The organism is Pseudoalteromonas luteoviolacea NCIMB 1942, assembly GCF_001625595.1.
Taxonomy (GTDB): Bacteria; Pseudomonadota; Gammaproteobacteria; order Enterobacterales; family Alteromonadaceae; genus Pseudoalteromonas; species Pseudoalteromonas luteoviolacea_A.
In genome coordinates this window covers 80,925-99,302 of record NZ_AUXT01000181.1, presented here as the reverse complement: position 1 = coordinate 99,302, position 18,378 = coordinate 80,925, and the positions used below count along the sequence as shown (strand labels likewise).

The 18,378-nt window shown below is 41.1% G+C and carries 20 protein-coding genes and 3 pseudogenes; 6 read left to right on the top strand and 17 right to left on the bottom strand.

The annotated features are described in order from the left end of the window. Positions 1-299: 299 nt before the first annotated feature. The 11 genes and pseudogenes from N482_RS16310 to N482_RS16265 all read right to left on the bottom strand — a co-directional run bounded on the left by N482_RS16310 (position 300) and on the right by N482_RS16265 (position 9,921). Positions 300-602, bottom strand: coding sequence for a GrpB family protein (locus N482_RS16310; protein ID WP_063378030.1), 303 nt, complete (start codon positions 600-602; stop codon positions 300-302). Positions 603-670: 68 nt separating this feature from the next. Further along, positions 671-1,642, bottom strand: coding sequence for a tetratricopeptide repeat protein (locus N482_RS16305; RefSeq protein WP_155730617.1), 972 nt, complete (start codon positions 1,640-1,642; stop codon positions 671-673). 168 nt (positions 1,643-1,810) lie between these two features. After that, positions 1,811-2,662 carry a cupin domain-containing protein gene (locus N482_RS24440; protein WP_081228009.1) on the bottom strand — a complete coding sequence of 284 codons (852 nt, stop codon included), beginning with the start codon at positions 2,660-2,662 and terminating at the stop codon, positions 1,811-1,813. Positions 2,663-2,756: 94 nt separating this feature from the next. After that, a complete protein-coding gene (locus N482_RS16295; RefSeq protein ID WP_081228007.1) occupies positions 2,757-3,626 on the bottom strand; it encodes a GNAT family N-acetyltransferase in 870 nt (289 codons plus the stop codon). A 152-nt stretch (positions 3,627-3,778) separates the two neighbouring features. Further along, on the bottom strand, positions 3,779-4,747 hold the full coding sequence (locus tag N482_RS16290; protein WP_063378028.1) for a phosphatidylinositol transfer protein: 969 nt from the start codon (positions 4,745-4,747) through the stop codon (positions 3,779-3,781). Between the two features lie 213 nt (positions 4,748-4,960). After that, positions 4,961-5,563 (bottom strand): hypothetical protein, encoded by a 603-nt coding sequence (locus N482_RS16285; protein WP_155730616.1) that lies wholly within the window; start codon positions 5,561-5,563, stop codon positions 4,961-4,963. A gap of 195 nt (positions 5,564-5,758) precedes the next feature. Further along, complete coding sequence (locus N482_RS26155; RefSeq protein ID WP_419555045.1) at positions 5,759-5,842, bottom strand: hypothetical protein; 84 nt, start codon at positions 5,840-5,842, stop codon at positions 5,759-5,761. A gap of 73 nt (positions 5,843-5,915) precedes the next feature. Further along, a pseudogene (locus N482_RS16280) lies at positions 5,916-6,422 on the bottom strand (M15 family metallopeptidase); the annotation flags it as partial. A 279-nt stretch (positions 6,423-6,701) separates the two neighbouring features. Continuing rightward, positions 6,702-7,481: an ABC transporter permease gene (locus N482_RS16275; protein ID WP_063378026.1), complete on the bottom strand. Its 780-nt coding sequence runs from the start codon at positions 7,479-7,481 to the stop codon at positions 6,702-6,704. Then, positions 7,478-8,365 (bottom strand): ABC transporter ATP-binding protein, encoded by an 888-nt coding sequence (locus N482_RS16270; RefSeq protein ID WP_063378025.1) that lies wholly within the window; start codon positions 8,363-8,365, stop codon positions 7,478-7,480. The genes N482_RS16275 and N482_RS16270 overlap by 4 nt, the downstream gene beginning before the upstream one ends. A 233-nt stretch (positions 8,366-8,598) precedes the next feature. Further along, a complete protein-coding gene (locus N482_RS16265; RefSeq protein WP_063378024.1) occupies positions 8,599-9,921 on the bottom strand; it encodes an ABC1 kinase family protein in 1,323 nt (440 codons plus the stop codon). 339 nt (positions 9,922-10,260) lie between these two features. Between N482_RS16265 and N482_RS25715 the strand changes: the two genes are divergently transcribed. From N482_RS25715 to N482_RS16250, 3 genes are all read left to right on the top strand, one after another. Next, a complete protein-coding gene (locus N482_RS25715; RefSeq protein WP_231100881.1) occupies positions 10,261-10,653 on the top strand; it encodes a hypothetical protein in 393 nt (130 codons plus the stop codon). 324 nt (positions 10,654-10,977) lie between these two features. After that, positions 10,978-11,814, top strand: coding sequence for a pirin family protein (locus N482_RS16255; RefSeq protein WP_063378023.1), 837 nt, complete (start codon positions 10,978-10,980; stop codon positions 11,812-11,814). 122 nt (positions 11,815-11,936) lie between these two features. Further along, the gene (locus tag N482_RS16250) at positions 11,937-12,707 is read left to right on the top strand and encodes an alpha/beta hydrolase (RefSeq protein ID WP_231100880.1); all 771 of its coding nucleotides are present in this window, start codon (positions 11,937-11,939) and stop codon (positions 12,705-12,707) included. 213 nt (positions 12,708-12,920) lie between these two features. Here the strand turns inward: N482_RS16250 and N482_RS16245 are convergent, their stop codons facing one another. The 3 genes and pseudogenes from N482_RS16245 to N482_RS26150 all read right to left on the bottom strand — a co-directional run. Beyond that, positions 12,921-13,394, bottom strand: coding sequence for an NYN domain-containing protein (locus N482_RS16245; RefSeq protein ID WP_063378022.1), 474 nt, complete (start codon positions 13,392-13,394; stop codon positions 12,921-12,923). Between the two features lie 517 nt (positions 13,395-13,911). Then, entirely contained in the window at positions 13,912-14,100 is a 189-nt protein-coding gene (locus tag N482_RS16235; protein WP_063378020.1) for a hypothetical protein, read from the bottom strand. Positions 14,101-14,169: 69 nt separating this feature from the next. After that, positions 14,170-14,298 (bottom strand): annotated as a pseudogene (locus N482_RS26150) (LysR family transcriptional regulator); the annotation flags it as partial. 154 nt (positions 14,299-14,452) lie between these two features. Here N482_RS26150 and N482_RS25710 point away from each other — a divergent pair. Together N482_RS25710 and N482_RS25705 are read left to right on the top strand one after the other, a co-directional pair. Next, positions 14,453-14,674 (top strand): hypothetical protein, encoded by a 222-nt coding sequence (locus N482_RS25710; RefSeq protein ID WP_231100879.1) that lies wholly within the window; start codon positions 14,453-14,455, stop codon positions 14,672-14,674. Positions 14,675-14,876: 202 nt separating this feature from the next. Next, entirely contained in the window at positions 14,877-15,191 is a 315-nt protein-coding gene (locus N482_RS25705; RefSeq protein ID WP_231100878.1) for an SDR family oxidoreductase, read from the top strand. A gap of 491 nt (positions 15,192-15,682) precedes the next feature. Here the strand turns inward: N482_RS25705 and N482_RS16220 are convergent. After that, a pseudogene (locus N482_RS16220) lies at positions 15,683-16,180 on the bottom strand (GrpB family protein). Between the two features lie 188 nt (positions 16,181-16,368). Between N482_RS16220 and N482_RS16215 the strand changes: the two are divergent. Further along, positions 16,369-16,803, top strand: coding sequence for a GNAT family N-acetyltransferase (locus N482_RS16215; protein ID WP_063378019.1), 435 nt, complete (start codon positions 16,369-16,371; stop codon positions 16,801-16,803). Between the two features lie 37 nt (positions 16,804-16,840). On the opposite strand, the gene N482_RS16210 is transcribed toward N482_RS16215, so the two are convergent. After that, on the bottom strand, positions 16,841-17,377 hold the full coding sequence (locus tag N482_RS16210) for a dihydrofolate reductase family protein (protein ID WP_063378018.1): 537 nt from the start codon (positions 17,375-17,377) through the stop codon (positions 16,841-16,843). A gap of 96 nt (positions 17,378-17,473) precedes the next feature. After that, a complete protein-coding gene (locus N482_RS16205) occupies positions 17,474-18,049 on the bottom strand; it encodes a DJ-1/PfpI family protein (RefSeq protein WP_063378017.1) in 576 nt (191 codons plus the stop codon). Positions 18,050-18,378 lie beyond the last annotated feature (329 nt).

The window sequence follows — 18,378 nt, the reverse complement described above, 5'->3', positions numbered from 1 at the left end:
TTTGACGGAATTGGTAGGTTGAGTCAAGCATGAATTTATTTATATATAACTAATTATCGCTCTTTTTTTGCAGTAAATTGGCAGCATAAAATAAGGTGTCCATATAGGGGGCTTTGATCGCATAATATGCATCAACACCCACCTCAAAGCGCTGTGCCAGCTCAAATTTTTATTTTCCCATAGGCCTGTTTTATTTCTTCGTTATCACGCAGAAGTTTTTAAATAACAGTGGGTAGTTCTGGTCTACTCTACCAATTTCTCGAACATGTATATGCGCTGTAAGGTTGCCTGTAGGCTCTCTAAAGTAGTTCCGACAGTTCACAATCGTCAGGCTTATAGCCAACCAAGTCATCTCGGTTTATTTCTTCCTTAAACTCATAACCCGCTCTCACCAATAGCTCAATAATTTTAGGGTCGTCAAGGGCCTTTACACTCACCTGAATATCGGTGATATCTTTAGCAACCAGCTTGAGAACAGCTGTAGACCCTATATGATCTATCTGCACAGCTAAAGCACCTAAAGTGCTTTTTAGCTGAGCCTTTATTGTCTGAAACTCGTTTGGCCAATTTGACTGATAATCTAATATTTCACTTTTTGTCACAACAATCTCTCAAATTACTTGATATTCAAAGCAATGCTCATCGCTTTTCACCTTTTATAGCCTATTTTTTACTGCCAATTGCACTGTGATACTTTGCCAAACCAGTCGCTTTGAAAATCTCGGGAGGAGCTCAATTTTGGACTTTGAGGTTCAACCCCTAAAATGGGTGCTAGATGCATATCCACAAGTTGTTTAACTTTACTACTTTCTAACTGTGCATACGAAGTTTCGAGCTGCGCGATTTGGTTCTTTGACGGTAATGCCCCCTGTTTTACCCGATAAGCTGCATGAATCCATGCCAGAAACGCTTTTTTAGATTGGTTTGGAAAAGCATCAGTCAATGTTGAGATTGGCCCATACAATCGTTGAAAGTTAATAAGCTCCCCTTTGAGTACAAATACAAAAAGTAAATTTATGCCAGTCGTTATGTGACCTGATCGCTTGGCAACATTTTGATAGCCCATAAGCGCCAATCTAAATTGTGCTTCAGCTAAGTTATAATCACCCAAATCAAGTGCAATCGCCCCAAGGTTGTTATTGATTGTTGCCAACATCGATTGGTCTTTCAGCCTAAGCGCTATTTCTTCGGCCTGTTTATAGAGCTTTGTGGCCTGTTCATGCTTACCAAAATGACGAGCCACAAGCGCACGGCTATTGATCAGCAATAAACGCTGCCGCTCTCCTTGTGCATACTTTAAGGCGCATATAAGACTGGTATCCGACTCTTTAAAATGGCCTTTTCGCCTTAGCCATATACCTAGTGCGCTTAATACTGTTGGGAGTCTCTCATTAAAGTATGGATGTGAATCATAGCTAAAAAGTTGCCCTAGTGACTGCTCAACAAGGCCTAACTGATTAGTTGTGACTGACGCGCGTACTCTAATAATGTGCCAGCGTATCTTTAATGCCGTGGGCAATGCTTCTCTCGACTCCATTGAATCGAGTATCAGTAAAGTATGCGATGGTTTTACAGACAAGTAATCTTGTGCTTCTTTGAGCAAATCCATTTGGTGCTCAATAGACTTTGACGCTAATGTCATAGAAGAATATAACAGCAGAAATAAGAGTGAGACGACAAATCTTTGCAAAGCCAAGTGCTCGATAATTTCTATATCATTTCACTATATAGGGCATTATAAAAATAGCCAAAATAGGCACCGATAAATGTTAATTAATATCTTGTGCCTATCTATATGTTACGGGCTCAATTAGGTCGCAAACCCATCGGGCATAACAACTTCCCCATCGTTAACGGCTAATCGCTCAATTACCTCTGACATACTGCTATGTTGCGCTTTGAGCATATCATGATCGGCAGCTTCAAAGCAGTCACCCGTAAACCCAGGGGCCATTGTGCAACCGAATATCGCGTAATCACCACTTTGCAAAATTTCACCTGCTTGCCATACGCCTGCTGGTATACGGTATTGAAGATGTTGACCGGTGGCAAAGTCGGTTCCCATAACAATGGTTTCAACCTGACCATCTGGATACAACAAGTACAAGTTAAACGCGTCGCCTGCGTAAAAATGCCACACTTCATCATGGCTCAAACGATGGAAACAAGACACACTTTTTAGCGTATTGCAGTACATACCTATCATGGCGGTACCCACAGGCTTCTCATTACTTAATTCAGTTGATGCTCGCCATGTGCTCTTGTAAAGCGTTCCTTCTACAGGAAGCCTTGAAAATCGATAATGCGCTAGCACATCCAGTAAGCGATCACTTAAATCCTGATGGGAAAAATGTTGATATTCCAAAATATCCACGATGGCATTGGAGTTTAGCTTTCCGTATATGTGAGGAAATAGATTATCATCGTCTATGGACTCTGAGGGCGCTTCATATTTTATTTCTGCGCTGACTAGCCTCGCATCTATAACAGCAACATGTACTTGACTGCGCGACGAAAAAAACTGTTGGTATACAACACGTACTTGTGATGCGCAACAAGCATGAATATAACCCTCGCTATCCAGTGAAGGGGCACTATAGAGGGGTAAGTTGAGGTCTATTTCATTTTCTATGCAAAGTATAAATATAGCGTTAGAGTGCATTCAATAACTCCTTTAGGATTGGAAACAGATAAGCCTAATTATGTTTGTAAATAGGCTGCCCATTCTTGTTGTCAAACTTGCAGCTAGTATTACCTTACCCAATTTCAAAAGAAGCAACTCCAAATGTTCTATCCAGTGGCAAACTCGGCATTTCTTTTGTGTACATCCTTGCCGTTTCGAATACGACGATCATCCCCAGTGACTCAGCCAAATCGACAGCTCTCTGATTGCACTCAGGTACATCTAAATAAACTTTTTCACATCCGTCATGAGTTGTGATTTTAGCTATAAGAGATGTAACTAATGCTTTGGCGCACTTCGTATCTTCGGCATATAGAGGGCCAATTTTGTAGCCGCTTTGGCAAGCCCGAATGACACCGTAGCCTTTTATTTTTCTCCCAGAGCTTATTGTTAATGCATGGGCATTAGGCTGCAACCGCCATTGGTTATTAAAGCCATCTCTGTTCGCGGGGAAAAATGGCCGCTCAAAGTCTTGAGTATGCAGTAAATTAAATTCTGACGATATCAGCATTGATGACGGAGTATCTTCCAAACCATGAGATGCGGTGAACTCCCCTTCATATCTAATATTTCTATAAGCTAACTCAAAACCCGACTTGCGATAATTATCTTGTTGGTCAACCACTCCATCTAAGCCCACATTACAGCTACTTAAGTATGCCATTGCAGCTTGCCAAAGAGCGTAACCATATCCTTTACCTCGGAATTCAGGTTTCACAATGTAAAAGCCTATAAAGCCAAATTCTACACTGTATTTAATTGCTGAAATCACAGCCACAGGCTCTTCATCAATCAATCCTATTAAGAACCCGTTGGGGTCAGCAAGGTAGTAACTCTGGGCATCATAGGTACCTGGATTCCACCCTTCACTCGCAGCCCAGCCCACTGCGAGTTCAACTTCATCTTTATTCATCGTTCTAATTCGGTAGTTTTCCTTGCTCATAGGTCAGATTCCAGTATTGAAATTAATGACACTGTAACCTATCTTGCCAATTAGTTTAAACTAAACGAGCAGATATATGAGCGCTGACTTATTCTGCTTAAAACAACCTAGAACTGTTAGCAGCAAGCGCGCTTACTGCTGGACAATACACTCTATTCACATGCAGCTTCAGGGAAAGTATCCACCTGTTCCTGAATGTGTTGGTAATAGTGATTATTGTTAATTGGCGTAGTGCCATAGTGGCCGGCATCGCTCCCGATAGTGAAGCTGTTTTGTGCACCTAGTCCAGCTCTCATAAATGCTGCAGCATCAGTTTTGGCATTACCATACGCTCTGACAATATCCAGCCCCTGAGCTTGTAGATATGTAATTTCACCTATTTTATATTCAGCGGTGCGAAATAGACTCGTTTCATTGCTCAACGACGTTCTCAAGAATCCTTTTGGAAGTCCCATCCAATCCAACCATTCACGTGTGCCTTTTGCATACCAATATACTCTCGCGGTGAGATAAACTGGTTGATAACCTAAATCTAGGTAGCGGCGCACAAGAGAGTATGCACCCTCTTTTTGATCTGCTCTGTCTATGCCTGTGTAATCACCGATTTGCTCTGCATCTGACTCGGTCAAAGTCCCATCAATATCAAATAGCACCGCAGGCGTATTTGGCTGCACGACTGTGATAAAGCCCTCTGCGCCAGTTCCATCAGCAGGCACACCTGCATAGATCCGATACTGTCCTGCATTTAGTCCCGGTAGCGAAAGTATAGCCTTACCATCACTATTCGTTACTGCGTTGGTTAAAAATCTCCAATCGCTGTCTTGTTGAGCTCGAATGTAAAACTTCACCGTTTCAAATTCGAGATCTTTATGAGCCACCGCGCCATAATCAAACTTTGCTGTTACTTGGAATGATGCGCCCTCAGCAACGATTTGATCATGTACCATATGAAACTCGGGTAACCATGTAATGAGCTTATTAAATCGGTTGCGATAATCCATATATGGCATGCTCGGTGCCGCTATTTTTGCTTCTAACCACGCTAGATCAGGACAGGTCGGCAGTGCACTTACTGTGCCAGTAAAGCTCGCTGCTAAAACCATATAACCAAGTAGTTTCATTCTTATCCCCTTATTAAAAATGTTCAGAGAGAGTAAATACACTAGATTACAAAATTATTAACAAATATTTTTCTTTTACAAAATTTTTAAGACAATTTTTTTAAACCTTGCAGTGCAATTGTGTCTCTTTTGACAGGGGGATAATGAAAGTAAAATATTGAGATAAGCTTCAGTTAGGTGTGTTTAGATCACTATTGCGCGCATTGAATATGGCTATTTACGCGCAATGACCTCTAACTTACTTTCAGTTTCTGGGTATTTCAAATAGCGCCTATGACCTTCATACTCTGATGCAATCCAACCGTATTGCGCATGGGAGCGGAATAAATACTCTCCGCTCAGCGTTTTAAAGCGCCCAGATACTGAAAGACCTGACAACTTCAGCTCCAACACCCTACGCTGGCTCTTATCATCATGCAAATAGCCATAAAGGGCTAAGTTGCCAAGCTTTTCTTTGCGAACACCACTTACCGAAATAATGTAGCTACGCTGAAGTTGGGGTACATAAAAGGCAATAACATCATGTTTCTTCAGCTGTTTAATACGTCGAATATCAAACTCGATATAAGCTTGGCTGATGTATTGGTGGTTTTTTATCAGGGCCTTTTTTGCATTCGTCGATGCTTTGTTAATTGCCAGATAGTTTTCTTTAGGTGCTTCGAGCAACTGTTCTAGTGGCGATTTAGGTAACAAAACATCATGCGATGCCATGCTCATAGCATAGTATTTCAATCCATTGGCGCATACATCACTAAAGGCGCCCCAAACGAGGCATCCTATCAGCAATAATACTGCACTGGCTATTCCCTTATACATATCACTATTTTAACAAATATAGATTATTTAGGTACAATAAATGGTGCGCTCAAGTTATTCAAGTTATTAGTACCATTTTATAATCACAAAATATTCACATTGATAATGTGACTTCCGCTTGACTTATGCAACTCAATAACTTGAATAAAAATTTACGATTTACTTTTGTTTACAAGCTAAAATTCCGTGGTGGGGTCACTGTACGGGGTGAGTAAAATATTGATCTTTATATGGCTCATTTAAAAGCGTGAAATGCCACCACTCCTCTGTAATTCCCATGAACCCAGCACTTACTCATGACGCTAGTAAGCAACATTCGGTTGGCTCGTTGATTAGCTGAAATAGCTTGGTAGCTCGGCCAAGACACAGGCGAAAAGTAGTCCCACCCAGAGCCCATATCTAATTCTTCTTTGGTTATTAAATCAATTACAGTAACATCTAACGTGCTTCCTCTAGAGTGCCCAGACCGTTCGGCAATATAGCCTCTTTGGAATAATTCACTCTTGGGTACGTCGGGATAAAACTTTGCTTTATGTCTTGTATCTTCCAATATTTTAGCCCAACGCACAAAGTGATCGACTGCTGGCTGAGGTCGATAGCAGTCAAATACTTTTAACCCGAGGCCAAACTCGCCCAATGCCTGCTGCGCTTTTGCAACGCCCATTGCAGCAGCCGGGCTAACTAAACACTTTGGCGCCAAATACCCATCAATACGTTCACCAACAAAATTGTCGTCTCCGAAGTACCTGATCTCCGTCTCGATACTTGGTACTTGCGACTTGATGTCAATGAACACCGAAGCTGTTGCTTGTGCAGCGCATGCGCTTATTGCCGCAACTAAACCGAGTACCTTCTTCATAACCACACCCAATATCAATTCGCATAAAGAAACATAGTCTGAGACTAAATTATGGAATAAGTATGGACGGTTTCAAGGCCAAGCAGTCACAATGCAATCGTTAACAGGCCACTCTCAAGGCCTTAGTCCTTCCTTTAGTTTGCATAACACTTGAAATAAGCAAGTACGCTTACACTTTTTAACTAGTTCTGTAAACTATTTGACAATATTTTGAATATCATGACATAGACTTTTAAATAGACATCTTTGGGATGGAAACATGCTATATGCATATTTTGTTCAAGGACGATGCCTTTTTCTCATCGACATACCTTGACTCTTATACTGAGCCACCGCAACTGCTGCAAAAATGATACTGATGAGTGACAAAGCAATAAGATGGAAGAAAATACTATACCCCTGCCCTAACCCTAAGCATGATAGCCCAAGTTGAGATAAATGATAGCTCGGCAATATCCACGCAAATTGCTGCAAAAAATCAGGCATTAAAAAGACGGGCACCCAAAGTCCTGATAACATTGCCATGGGGAAAAAAACCAAATTCGTCATAGCCATTGCCCCTTTCGCACTAAATTTAAGCCCGATTGCTAAGCCCAAAAAGCAAAATGGAATAGTACCAAAAAACCCTAAAGCAAATAACTTTGCCCACGCGAGCAACGATATTTGTACTGTGCCGAATAGCCATGCAGTAGAAAAGAGTAACACAGCAATCAGTAAGGTAAATATCAACGCGCTCAGACATTTCGCGAACAGGTAGTATGATGGTGGCAGGGGCGATATTAACTTTAATTCTAACCAACCACTTTCTCTTTCTTGCGCAACATTGGCACCAAAACTAAACAATGCAGGTGCCATCAAACCAAATACCAGGTAGTTAACTAAAGCGTAAATACTTATCTCGTCGTTGCCTTGATGCTTTTCCTGCGCCATAAAAACCCCAAAAAATAAAAATAACAGCACCGGAAATGCAAGCGTAGGTACAACAAAGCTAGGCGTTCTCAGCCCTGAAAGTAGGTCTAGCTTTGCTTCCATAAATAGCGAATTAAAAGCAGTTTTCATTGCAACTCCCCTCTTGTGATATCAATAAAAGCTCGTGTTAAAGACAATGGAGTTACCGATAAGTCATACATTGTCACATTGTGCTGTCGCAGCATTGAAATCACTTCTGGGGCATCATCGGTCGCTATATAAATTTTTTGACCTTCTTTGTGAACCATAAACTTAGGTAACATGGATTTGATTTTTACTTCGGGCGTGTCACTTAAAAAGCGCAGCTCACTGCGTTGTAGGTTAGACTTAAGTTGACTAGGCGTACCCTGTGCAACAAACTCTGCGGCTCTCAACACCAGCACTTGATCCGTTACTGACTCAACCTCCTGTAAATTATGTGTCGTCAGTATCACAGTGGTGCCAAGGTCTTTCAATTGAACGACCTTTTGCCAGAGGCGCTGTCGCATCTGTACATCCATTGCTAATGTAGGCTCATCTAAAAAAACTAACTTAGGTTGACCAATTAAGGCCAACGACAGCAGCAAACGTTGTTTTTCTCCCCCTGATAATTGACTAAAAAAGGTCGTTTTCTGCCTCTCCATTTCAGCAAACTGTAAAGCCCCTTGCCAACTCATTGGGTTATCGTAATAACTTTGAAACAGACGTATATATTCAATCACACGAATATTACTCGGTAATGCCCCAACTTGAAGCATTGCACCGACACTGCTTTTTACTGCCTGAGCACCTGGCTCATGACCCAGTATTGAGATTTGACCTGATAGCGGGGTCAGCCGCCCCAACAATAGCTTTATAAGGGTTGTTTTCCCCGCGCCATTTTCACCCAGTAAGGTGTAAATCTTGCTGGGTGCCAGCTGGCATGAAAGATCTCTAATAACCTCTTTGTAGCCATAGGAAAAGTTGATTTTGTCTAAACTGACTGCCCACTCCATAAAACTCCCACCGGCCTTTTCATAAGTAGCCACTGTATTGAAAGAATTGAAGTATGTAATAAGGTAAGTGCTTTGTTGAGTGAGTAATGTCACAAAAAGATATGACTATTGTCAGCAATTCGAGTCTCACTCCAAAGTAGTTTATTGCTTTTGTGTACACAGCTGACGACATAAACTACTTAAATTGGCGCTAAGGCAAGAGGTTATTGATTGCCTGCAATCGTGAAAGAGCTTTACGACACCTGAGGTTGCTCAAAGCGGCTAAATAGCTCGCCGACATCAACTTGAGCTTCAAGTCTTGCGGCAATTAAATACAACCCAGCAAGTTTGCGATGAATGAACAGCGCATCAATCGGGGGAGTATGCCACTCACCTTCTCGCGTGCTCAAAGACATGCCCTTATCTCGGATCCGCATAGCGATATCACTTGTGGCAAAATCATACGGCTGATTCGCTCTCAGGGGCTCCGTCGCCATAAGGAATATATCGAGTACTAACTCTTGGTATACTTCGTCGATCTGTTCACCAAAGTAACCAATTTGCTGCACAGCTTTAACCATTAGATCGCGGTCGTTGTCTAAGCCCGCTTTTAACACCATCCAATACCCGGAAGCTAAAGATTTTTGAATGCTGCGAGACGCACCGAAATCTAACAACACCAATTTCTTCTGCTGCTCGTCATACAGGTAGTTGGCCAAATTAGGGTCACTTTGAATAGTTTGCAACTCAAACATTTCGATGAAGTACAATAAAATTAAGTCACTGGCAATACTGCATCGCAATTCAACACTGCTGTTGGCAAAATCCTCGAGAGGTTGGCCGTCAACAAACTCCATAGCAAGAATATTATCCGTTGAATACTCCGGAATATACTGTGGCACTTTGAACTGTGGGTGTTTGCTTAGTCCATCTGTAAACTCTAAAAGCCTTTGTCCTTCAACTTGGTAATTTGTCTCTACTAACAATTGCTTTTTAGCTTCAATCATAAGTGGTTCGAGTGCGACCTGTTTAGGCATCAACCCAGATAGCTTGATAAGCATAGCAACATTGTCAACATCACTATCGATGCTATTGGCAACACCAGGATACTGAACTTTAAGTGCCAACTTTTTACCTGATTCTGTTGTTGCTTTATGCACTTGCCCAATCGAAGCACGAGCAAAACTGCGTAGCTCAATATGACTGAATTTATCTAACCAGTTATGCCCCCAATTACTTTCTAGCAGCTCTATCAATTGTCTATGAGGCATTGGTTGAGCATCCGCGCGCAGCTTTTCTAACAAGTTAGAGAGTTCTTTAGGTAATAAGTCACCAGCATCCATTGATAACAATTGACCAAGTTTCATCGCAGCCCCCCTCAGGTGGGCTAACTTATCAGCCACAGCGTGAATATTCTTTGGTTGCAAAAGTAACCCTTTACGCGTTATCGGCTGGCCTGATAAAACTTGCTTAGCGCCACTGAACATAATATTTGACGCAACTTTACCGGCTAGTCCGCCCAAATGCGCTAGTCTGGATACTCGTGACGAGGGCACTTTTTTACTTTTTTCTGCCATATATTCCTCAAAGCATACTGATAAAGATAAGAATGGAATTGGTTAAAGGTACTTATTTTGTGTCGCTATGGATCATTCAAAAGTGGCAGCGATGCTCCCCCAATATGAAAACGTAAACCAGTATACCAAACTCTCTGTTCGCGTCTGCTTTTATGCGTAAGACTTTTCTTAGATATTCAGTACGCTATACTCATACTATTTGAAACACCAACGCCATCAAAGTCAAGAATGAAGTACCTGTTTGTTGCCCTGCTGTTGCTTTTTGCTAAGCCTCTGTTCGCTGAGATTTAGTACTTTATTTCAATTAACTACCTTATTGAGCAGGAAATTGGCCGTATTGTGCTGCCAGAAATATACAAACGCTTGGGCATTGATATCTCCATCACTCCGTTACTGGGAAAAAGAGCGCAGTTTGAAGCCAAAACAGGGCTTAAACATGGTGAGACCATGAGAATTTTTAGCTATGGCACAGAAACGCCCAGCACTGCGCGCGTACCTACACCTTACTATTATTTAGAAACAATGGTATTTATTCGCAAAGACAGTAAGAAAAAAATTGAGTTTGTGGAAGATCTTAAGAAATACCATATCGTTAAAGTAAGGGGTGTGAAGTACACTAACAACATCACAAAGGGCATGAAATTTGCCGAAGATATGGACAGACTTGTTTCTGCAGGCTTAGCTGACGTTGCGCTCACTAATCGAATTGATGGTTTAGTACACTCGGTATAACCAATGCAGTACCCATTCAGACAAACTTAGCTGTGCTTGAGTTATTTCACTGTATCCACCGCTCAAAAAAACACTTAGTACCGCTTGTAGACCAAAAAATTGTTGAAATGCAACATTCGGGAGAACTTGCCAAGCTTATTTCTCATGCTGAACAGCAAATTATCAAAAACACCCAGTATTTTCGTTAATCGGCTTCTTCACTCTGCACACCTCAAGCTCTAGAACATTCTCTTAATTAGAATAAAGCCATCGCTTTTTGTCAATTTTATCCAGCATCAAATAATTTTAAAGTTACCTAAATCGAAAATACTACTAGAGGTAATGATGAAAGTTTTGAACGTTACTAAAGCACAACCTACACAAGACGGTGCAGGTGTAAAAATAAAACGTATTGCTGGCTTTGATGGTAAAAGTATTGACCCATTTTTGATGATCGACGAGCTCAAGTCAGATAACTATAGAGACTTTATAGCGGGTTTTCCAGCACATCCACATCGTGGCATTGAGACCTTCACTTATATCATAAAAGGAGGCTTCGAACATCAGGACCAGATGGGTAATAAAAAAGCCATTAGGGCTGGACAAGTGCAATGGATGAGCACCGGTCGGGGTGTCATTCATTCTGAAATGCCACTTGCAGATTCCAAACATGGCATGCATGGATTTCAAATTTGGCTCAATATGCCCGCTAAAGATAAAATGAATGCGCCTAAGTATCAAGACTCAAGCGAGCGAGTACTTCCAAGTATCGTAAATCGGTCAGGTGCGAAAATAACAGCGCTTGCGGGTAATTGGCAGTTAGAGGACCAGCAAGTTTCATCTGGGCTCAATGAACTCGCTGGTGATGGTACAATATGCGATATAACAATACCAACTTCAAGCTCACTACAACTTGATTTATCTCATTTTGGTAAAGTGGTGGCGTATGTTCACACTGGTGCGCTTAAAAATAGATATTTCAAAGCGGGTTACATGGTAACAATTGACTCTCAGCACCCAATTGAATTGTATGGAGGCGAAGTTGAATCTGGTTTGCTTATACTTGCTGGACAACCAATTAAAGAAAAAATCGCCCATATGGGGCCATTTGTAATGAACACTCAGGATGAATTGGCTCAGGCTGTGCGAGATTATCATGCAGGTAAATTTGGTAATATATAGTGCCACATACCGAAGTCATTTATCTTTGTTAGACTGTAAAGGCCGTTTACAGTCTAACATTTTTATACCTATCATTGATTTACAACCATATACTGTGCAAATATAACAAAAAAGAACCTATAATGAAGACAACCTTACTCGCTTTATTTGTCAGTATGACAACACCTGCTTATGCTTCAACGGCTAAATTTGAGTCACTTTACAACCAACAGCGACATAGGGCAGTACCTGTTCAGCTGGTGCAGCCTCAAGATCCAACCAGTTGTACTACACAAAAACCGTGCCCAGTTGCATTTATCAGTGCCGGTTACGGCGTATCACATAAAGCATACCAATTCATAAGTAAGCAACTATCAGCTCAAGGGTATCTATCTGTTGCTATCAAGCATGAATTAAAGTCAGATCCCCCCTTATCGGTATCTGGTGATCTTTATCAGACTCGCCAAGAGAACTGGCAAAGAGGCGTCGTCACACTTCAGTTTATTCGATCACAGCTTATGAAAACGATGACACATTATAACTTTGACCAGATTCTACTCGTTGGTCATTCAAATGGCGGTGATCTGTCTGCACTCCTTATCAATCAAGGTACTGATTTTATAAGTGGCCTTGTCACACTAGATCATAGAAGAGTGCCTCTCCCTCGAGATAAACAAGTATCCGTTTTATCAATACGCGCCAGTGATTTTCCAGCAGACAAAGGCGTTATGCATACAGAGCAAGAGCAAGCTCTCTATGGCAGCTGCATTATTAAAATACCGAATGCCAAACACAATGATATGACGGATAGCGGCCCAAAATGGCTCAAAGAAAAAATAGCTAAGATGCTCAGAGGACACTTACAAAAAAACAGCTGCCAACGGCTCAAAGCCTTTCTCAATACACATAACTAGCGCTATTACAGAATGCAGCTTTGGATTCTGATATGCAGTATTTAGGTTAAGAGATATAGATAAGGCAGAGTGAGAGGTAGAGAGTAATTCAGGTACTCAATAGTTTATTATCAATTTCGTCATGACCAACTTTTGAATGCAATTGATAAGGTGACCACTGGATACCGTCCCAAGGGAGGTGGCAAAGTGCCCCCTCATATCATTTTATATAAATTACAGTAATAGCTCGCCCTCTATCGGGTTGTAACGTGTAGCCGCATTAATTAGGCTTTTCGCAGTTAACGCTTCAACCCCATATACTTCAACTTTAGTGCCAAACTTTTCTCTTACTGTACTGGCCAGAATATCAAAATCCCCATCGCCAGATACCAGAATAACGATGTCGGACTCTTTAGCGCATTCTAAAACATCAATTGTAATACCTACGTCCCAGTCGCCTTTAGCAGTACCATCAGAACGCTGAATAAAGGGCTTAAGCTTAACGTTAAACCCAATGGCCCTGAGAATATTTTGAAACTGGATCTGCTTTTCATCGCCTCTATTTATAGCGTAGGCATAGGCATTTACCACTTTCCGATCTTTCGTCGCTAACGCCCAAAATTGATTGTAATCGAAGTTCCTTTTAAAGGCGCTTCGAGTTGTGTAGTAGATATTTTGTACATCCACAAAAATACTGACTTTTTCCATATGACCTCTCTGATCACATTATTTATTCTTTTAACACTCTAAATGCTAGTTTTTGTCTTGTTTAGCCAAGACCCTGTTTTCGGCATGTAGCACGTAATTTATCAATAAACGCTCTCACCTTTGCAGGCACGAATGCTCTACAAGGGTACAGTACATGTAACGGGAAACCCTTCAAAGGCTGGTCTTTAAATAACTGTGTAGCTTCACCTTTACTAAGCGCTTCTTGCAATGCCCACGCGGGGCACAAATACATACGTTGGCCTGTAATACCAAGTCCTTTAATACACTGACACTATTCACAATAAAGCGGCCTTGTACCTTTATTAATTGGCCTCTGCGTTTGAGCACTCGAATAAAAAACAAAATCATATTCGCGCAAGGCTTCTATGCCCGTAGGTACACCTTTTGGCATCAAATATGTATTTGATGCCACCAACACTGGTTGCACTTCCCCCTACTTTTGACAAATTAAACTTGAGCTTGATAACTCTCCAACCCTTACAGCAACATCTATGCCCTACCCCATCAAATCCTCATAATCGCTGAGCAAAATTAAGTCTACGCTCAAAGTTGGGTACAGTTTGCTCATCTGAGCGAGTACAGCTAGTACAGCTAGTACAGCTAGTACAGCTAGTACAAACTGTATCGCAAAATCATGGGGCGCAGCCACTTGCAGCATACCACTGAGCACATCATTATTTTGCAAGATTTGTGATTCCAGCCCTGCTTTTCATCCAATAGTTTTCTTAAACCTTGGTAATACTGTTCGCCAACCTCAGTAGGTGAAGAGCGCTTGGTAGAGCTTCACACTTAGCCTCTGTTTCAATGATGCTATTCTCCGACTAACCAACGAGAGGTCAAGACCAAGCTGCTCTACTGCGGCTTTAAAACTGTCAGCTTCTACAACCCGTAAAAATGGCTGCTCATTACTGAATTCGGTGTCCGAAGCTTAATACTGCATTTTTTGCACTTAATAAATTAAAAATTACTCCATACCCAAACATATTGCAATAAGCCTATAGTTAATGGCGTTTAGTCATTATGCCAAGGAGGTATTTATGAAAATACCTTTATCAGGTAAAGTTGATTTGGTAATAGGTGCAGCACGAAATATGGGCCATGCATTCGCATGTAATTTTGCTGAGCAGGGATGCGATATTATTATTCACTATCACAGTAAAACATCTCTGCCTGATGCTGAAAACGGCCAAAATGATGAAAGACTTAGGCAGAAAGTCGCAGATAGTACAAGGCGATATCAGAAGTGCATCCGTTGCTGAAAACCTCTTTATACAGGGCGTAGAAGCTTTTGGAAAAGTTGATATAGTCATTAATAATGTAGGTGCGGTACTAAAAAAGTGATTATACAGAAATGGAATTTGATGCCTTATTTAACATAAAATTTAAAGGTGTATATTTTATCATGCAAAATGCAGCAAAATGACTAGAAGATAATAGCATGTCATTAATATAGGTACTTCTTTGCTTGGTGCATTTACAGGTAATTACGTCTTATATGCTGGCTCAAAAGCACCACGAGAGCATTTACTCGAGCCCTTACCAAAGAAGTTGGGGCAAGAGGAATCACAGTCAATATGCCCCAGCCCCATAGATACCACATTTTTCCATGCGCAAGAAGATCCACAGTCAATTCAGTATCTCAGTGCTGCAAGTGTCTCAAATAGGCTTGGTACAGTGGAAGACATCGTGCCTATGGTGAGTTTTCTTGCGCCTGAACAAGCACAATGGACAACTGGAAAAACGCTATTTGTCAATGGTGGTTTTGTGACAAGATAAAAGCTCAAATCAAAGCGTACAGGCTAAGCTGTCTAACATAGTCGTGTGCAAAATCCATACTTACCTGTCTCTATGGTGTATGCCTTGCTCGTACAATGGCGCACTGTAAGTAATCAACCTCAACACTCTCTACCCGAAAGCCCAATCGCTGATAATAAGTTAGCTGGTAACCAAAAGTACCTGTGCCGAGTTCTACTCTTTGATATTTTAAACCGCCCGGCTGCGCCAACACAAAAGACAATAATTGAGTGCCAATGCATTACCTCTGAATAGACGGCCAAACAGAGATATTGCAAATTTCACAACTCAAGCTGGAAAGGGGCTTTACAAAACAAGCCGCAACAATCTTATTATTTTGCTTTGCCACAAATTGGTATGAATCATCAATATATGAGGCTATATTCACTTCACAAGTGATCAGCTTCAAATGGCAGTTCAAGTGGTATTATTCTTGAACTCGCGCATAAATGATGTCCGACATGTTCATTCCTTTAAGGTTTCATAAGTAACACTTGCGCAATAAAAGGCCACTTTTTTTGTGTATATACTTCTCTGCCATACTCATTGTCACGAGCAAGCGCTTGCTTCAAGCGCATATATTGACTTGCACTTTTTGTATCATGACGCAAGGTATCCCTAAACTTTATGCGTTGCTGCAAAAGCAAACTTTGAAAAGGAACCAAATGAATATGGTGTGTCCTAAATTCCGGAGAAGGGCGCAAGACCAATGCATAACATATCCTTTGTAGGGATTATAGCCAGTACCCATTTGAGCTCAAAACATCGATAACAGGCTTCGAATGTGCCAAGCTTTTTACGTCCACCATAATATCGATGAAAGGCTTTGCTTACATACCTTTGACGGCCGTACTACCAACATGTTCTATGGTGCCTGCTAACCAAGGCAATAACAGCCCTTCGAGCTTTTGCTTTTCAAGCTCGAAACTCATAGGCCAATTTAGACTGTATGATGAGAGTTGAATTTTCAAATTCTAATTCCTGAGCGCTAATGAGTTGAGTTCTTAATTTCAACATCACGCTATCGCCAAAATGATAAGATTTCTAAAGTAAGCCTGCGCAAAACTTTATTTGCATACAAAAAGGTTATTTGTCATTTTTAAGCCTTAACGTATAAATGTAATCTTTTTTTAGCTCTATCATCAAGGAAAGGTTGAGTATGAAAATAACTCTAAAACCCGCAAAAGAAGAAGACAAGTCCTACTTGTTGGCACTACGCAAACAAACCATGACAGAACATCTCGAACGCCAAGGCATATTCTTGAGTCATGAAGCGCACCTAAATCGCTTGGAAGATCATTATAAGTGTTCACATTTGATATTTATCGACGGCGTCAAAGTGGGTACGTTAAAATATCTTCAGACGCAAGAATCACTCGAGATTATGCAATTGCAAATTGCGCCTCAACACCAAAGCAAAGGGCTGGGTAGGGCTGTTGTCCAATATATTGTTGCTGAACGTGCGAACCTACCAACTTACTTGACAGTATTAAAAGAAAACCCAGCGCTTTACCTTTATCAAAAGCTAGGCTTTGTCATTACTTCTGAAGACGAATACGAGTATCACATGATATTGCCAGCTAAGTCTTTATAGGGGTATCGGTGTCCTTTGTAAGACCCCTTTACAATTCTCAAAGGTGTATTTTGTAATGAGATTGAACTAGCTGGTTAAGCAGGACTTGCGAAGAAACCAGTTCAATCTTGTGCGTGATTTTCACTTCGGGCAACCATCTAATACCACTTCCTAAAATCACGGGGACAGTGGTTACTATTAATTCATCCACCAATGCGGCGCGAATAAAGTTCTGTACTAACTTACCGCCATCTATATACAACCGATGATACCCTAATTTGCTCAGCTGCCCAATCAACTCGTGTTCTCCTGCTCTTATTAAATAAGCTTTTCCCTGCACTTGGGGCGGTAATTTTGCCAAACTATGGCTTACTACATACACAGGTTTGTCATAGGGCCACTGACCAAAGCTAATAACTTGTTCGAACGTGTTTCGCCCCATAACTAGCGCGTCTATTCCAACCATAAATTCGGCAAACCCCAAATCACTATGCTGAGGGTTATCAATCTCAGATAACCAGTCAATGCCACCATGTTGATCTGCGATGTAGCCATCCAGGCTCTGGGCTAAATATACTGTGTTTTTTGCTCTCATATTCCTTTTCACTTAACGAAACTCATACACAGCATATCGGCCGCTCTATTGATTTAATTAGAAAAAAACTAATTCAGTTAAATATCAAACCCACTATTAAATTTCACTCCAGCGATAGTCCATCTGGTAAGCCGTTTTTTTTGCGACATCGTAGCCAAATCGTTTTTTTATCATATCCAAACTCATATCAATCCCTGATGCCACACCTGCCGAGCTAGTAAAATTTTGATCTGTTACAAAACGTTTGTCGTTGATTACATGTAGGTGACGATGCTGCTCGCTTAACTCATCTACACGTTGCCAGTGCGTAGTAACCGTTTTACCTTCGATCAATCCTGCTTTAGCAAACAAAAACACACCGCTGCATATCGACGCACAGTGTCGTGTATGTGTCGCAGTTTCAGCAAGCCAATCGAGTACTGCCTGATTATTAATCACGCGTTCTAGTTTACCACCAGCAACAATTAATAAATCAAAACGAGGGTGGCCATGTATACAAAAATGGGGGTTTATCGAGACATCACCTCGTGTCCGAATTGGAGCCTGACTTGGTGCAATCAGACTGACATTTATCGGCCTGTTGGCAATGCGAGAAGCGGTTGTAAACACCTCGAGTGGACCACAAAAATCGAGGGCTTCTACACCGTTATAAATAAAGATACCAATTTCCATGATTTCATCACGGGATCAGAGTATGTGTTAGTTAAAGTGGCTGAATTTCAACCAACAATCAAGGGAAACTTTTATGAAAAAATCAACACTCCAAAAAATCATCCCGCAAAATATTAGATTTCACTAAATTTTCGATGAACTATTCATAATAAGCGACCAACGAGCAGTAAATTAATCGTGTCACAATTTGCAAAACTTTTCCCTCGTATCTGTTTGGCTCTGATGCTCGATTACAGTAGTATGTCCCAAATAACGCAAGTCTGAATACCTATAAACATATGTTACAGGCACCATTTTTGGTCAACATTGCAATATTATTACTCACAATT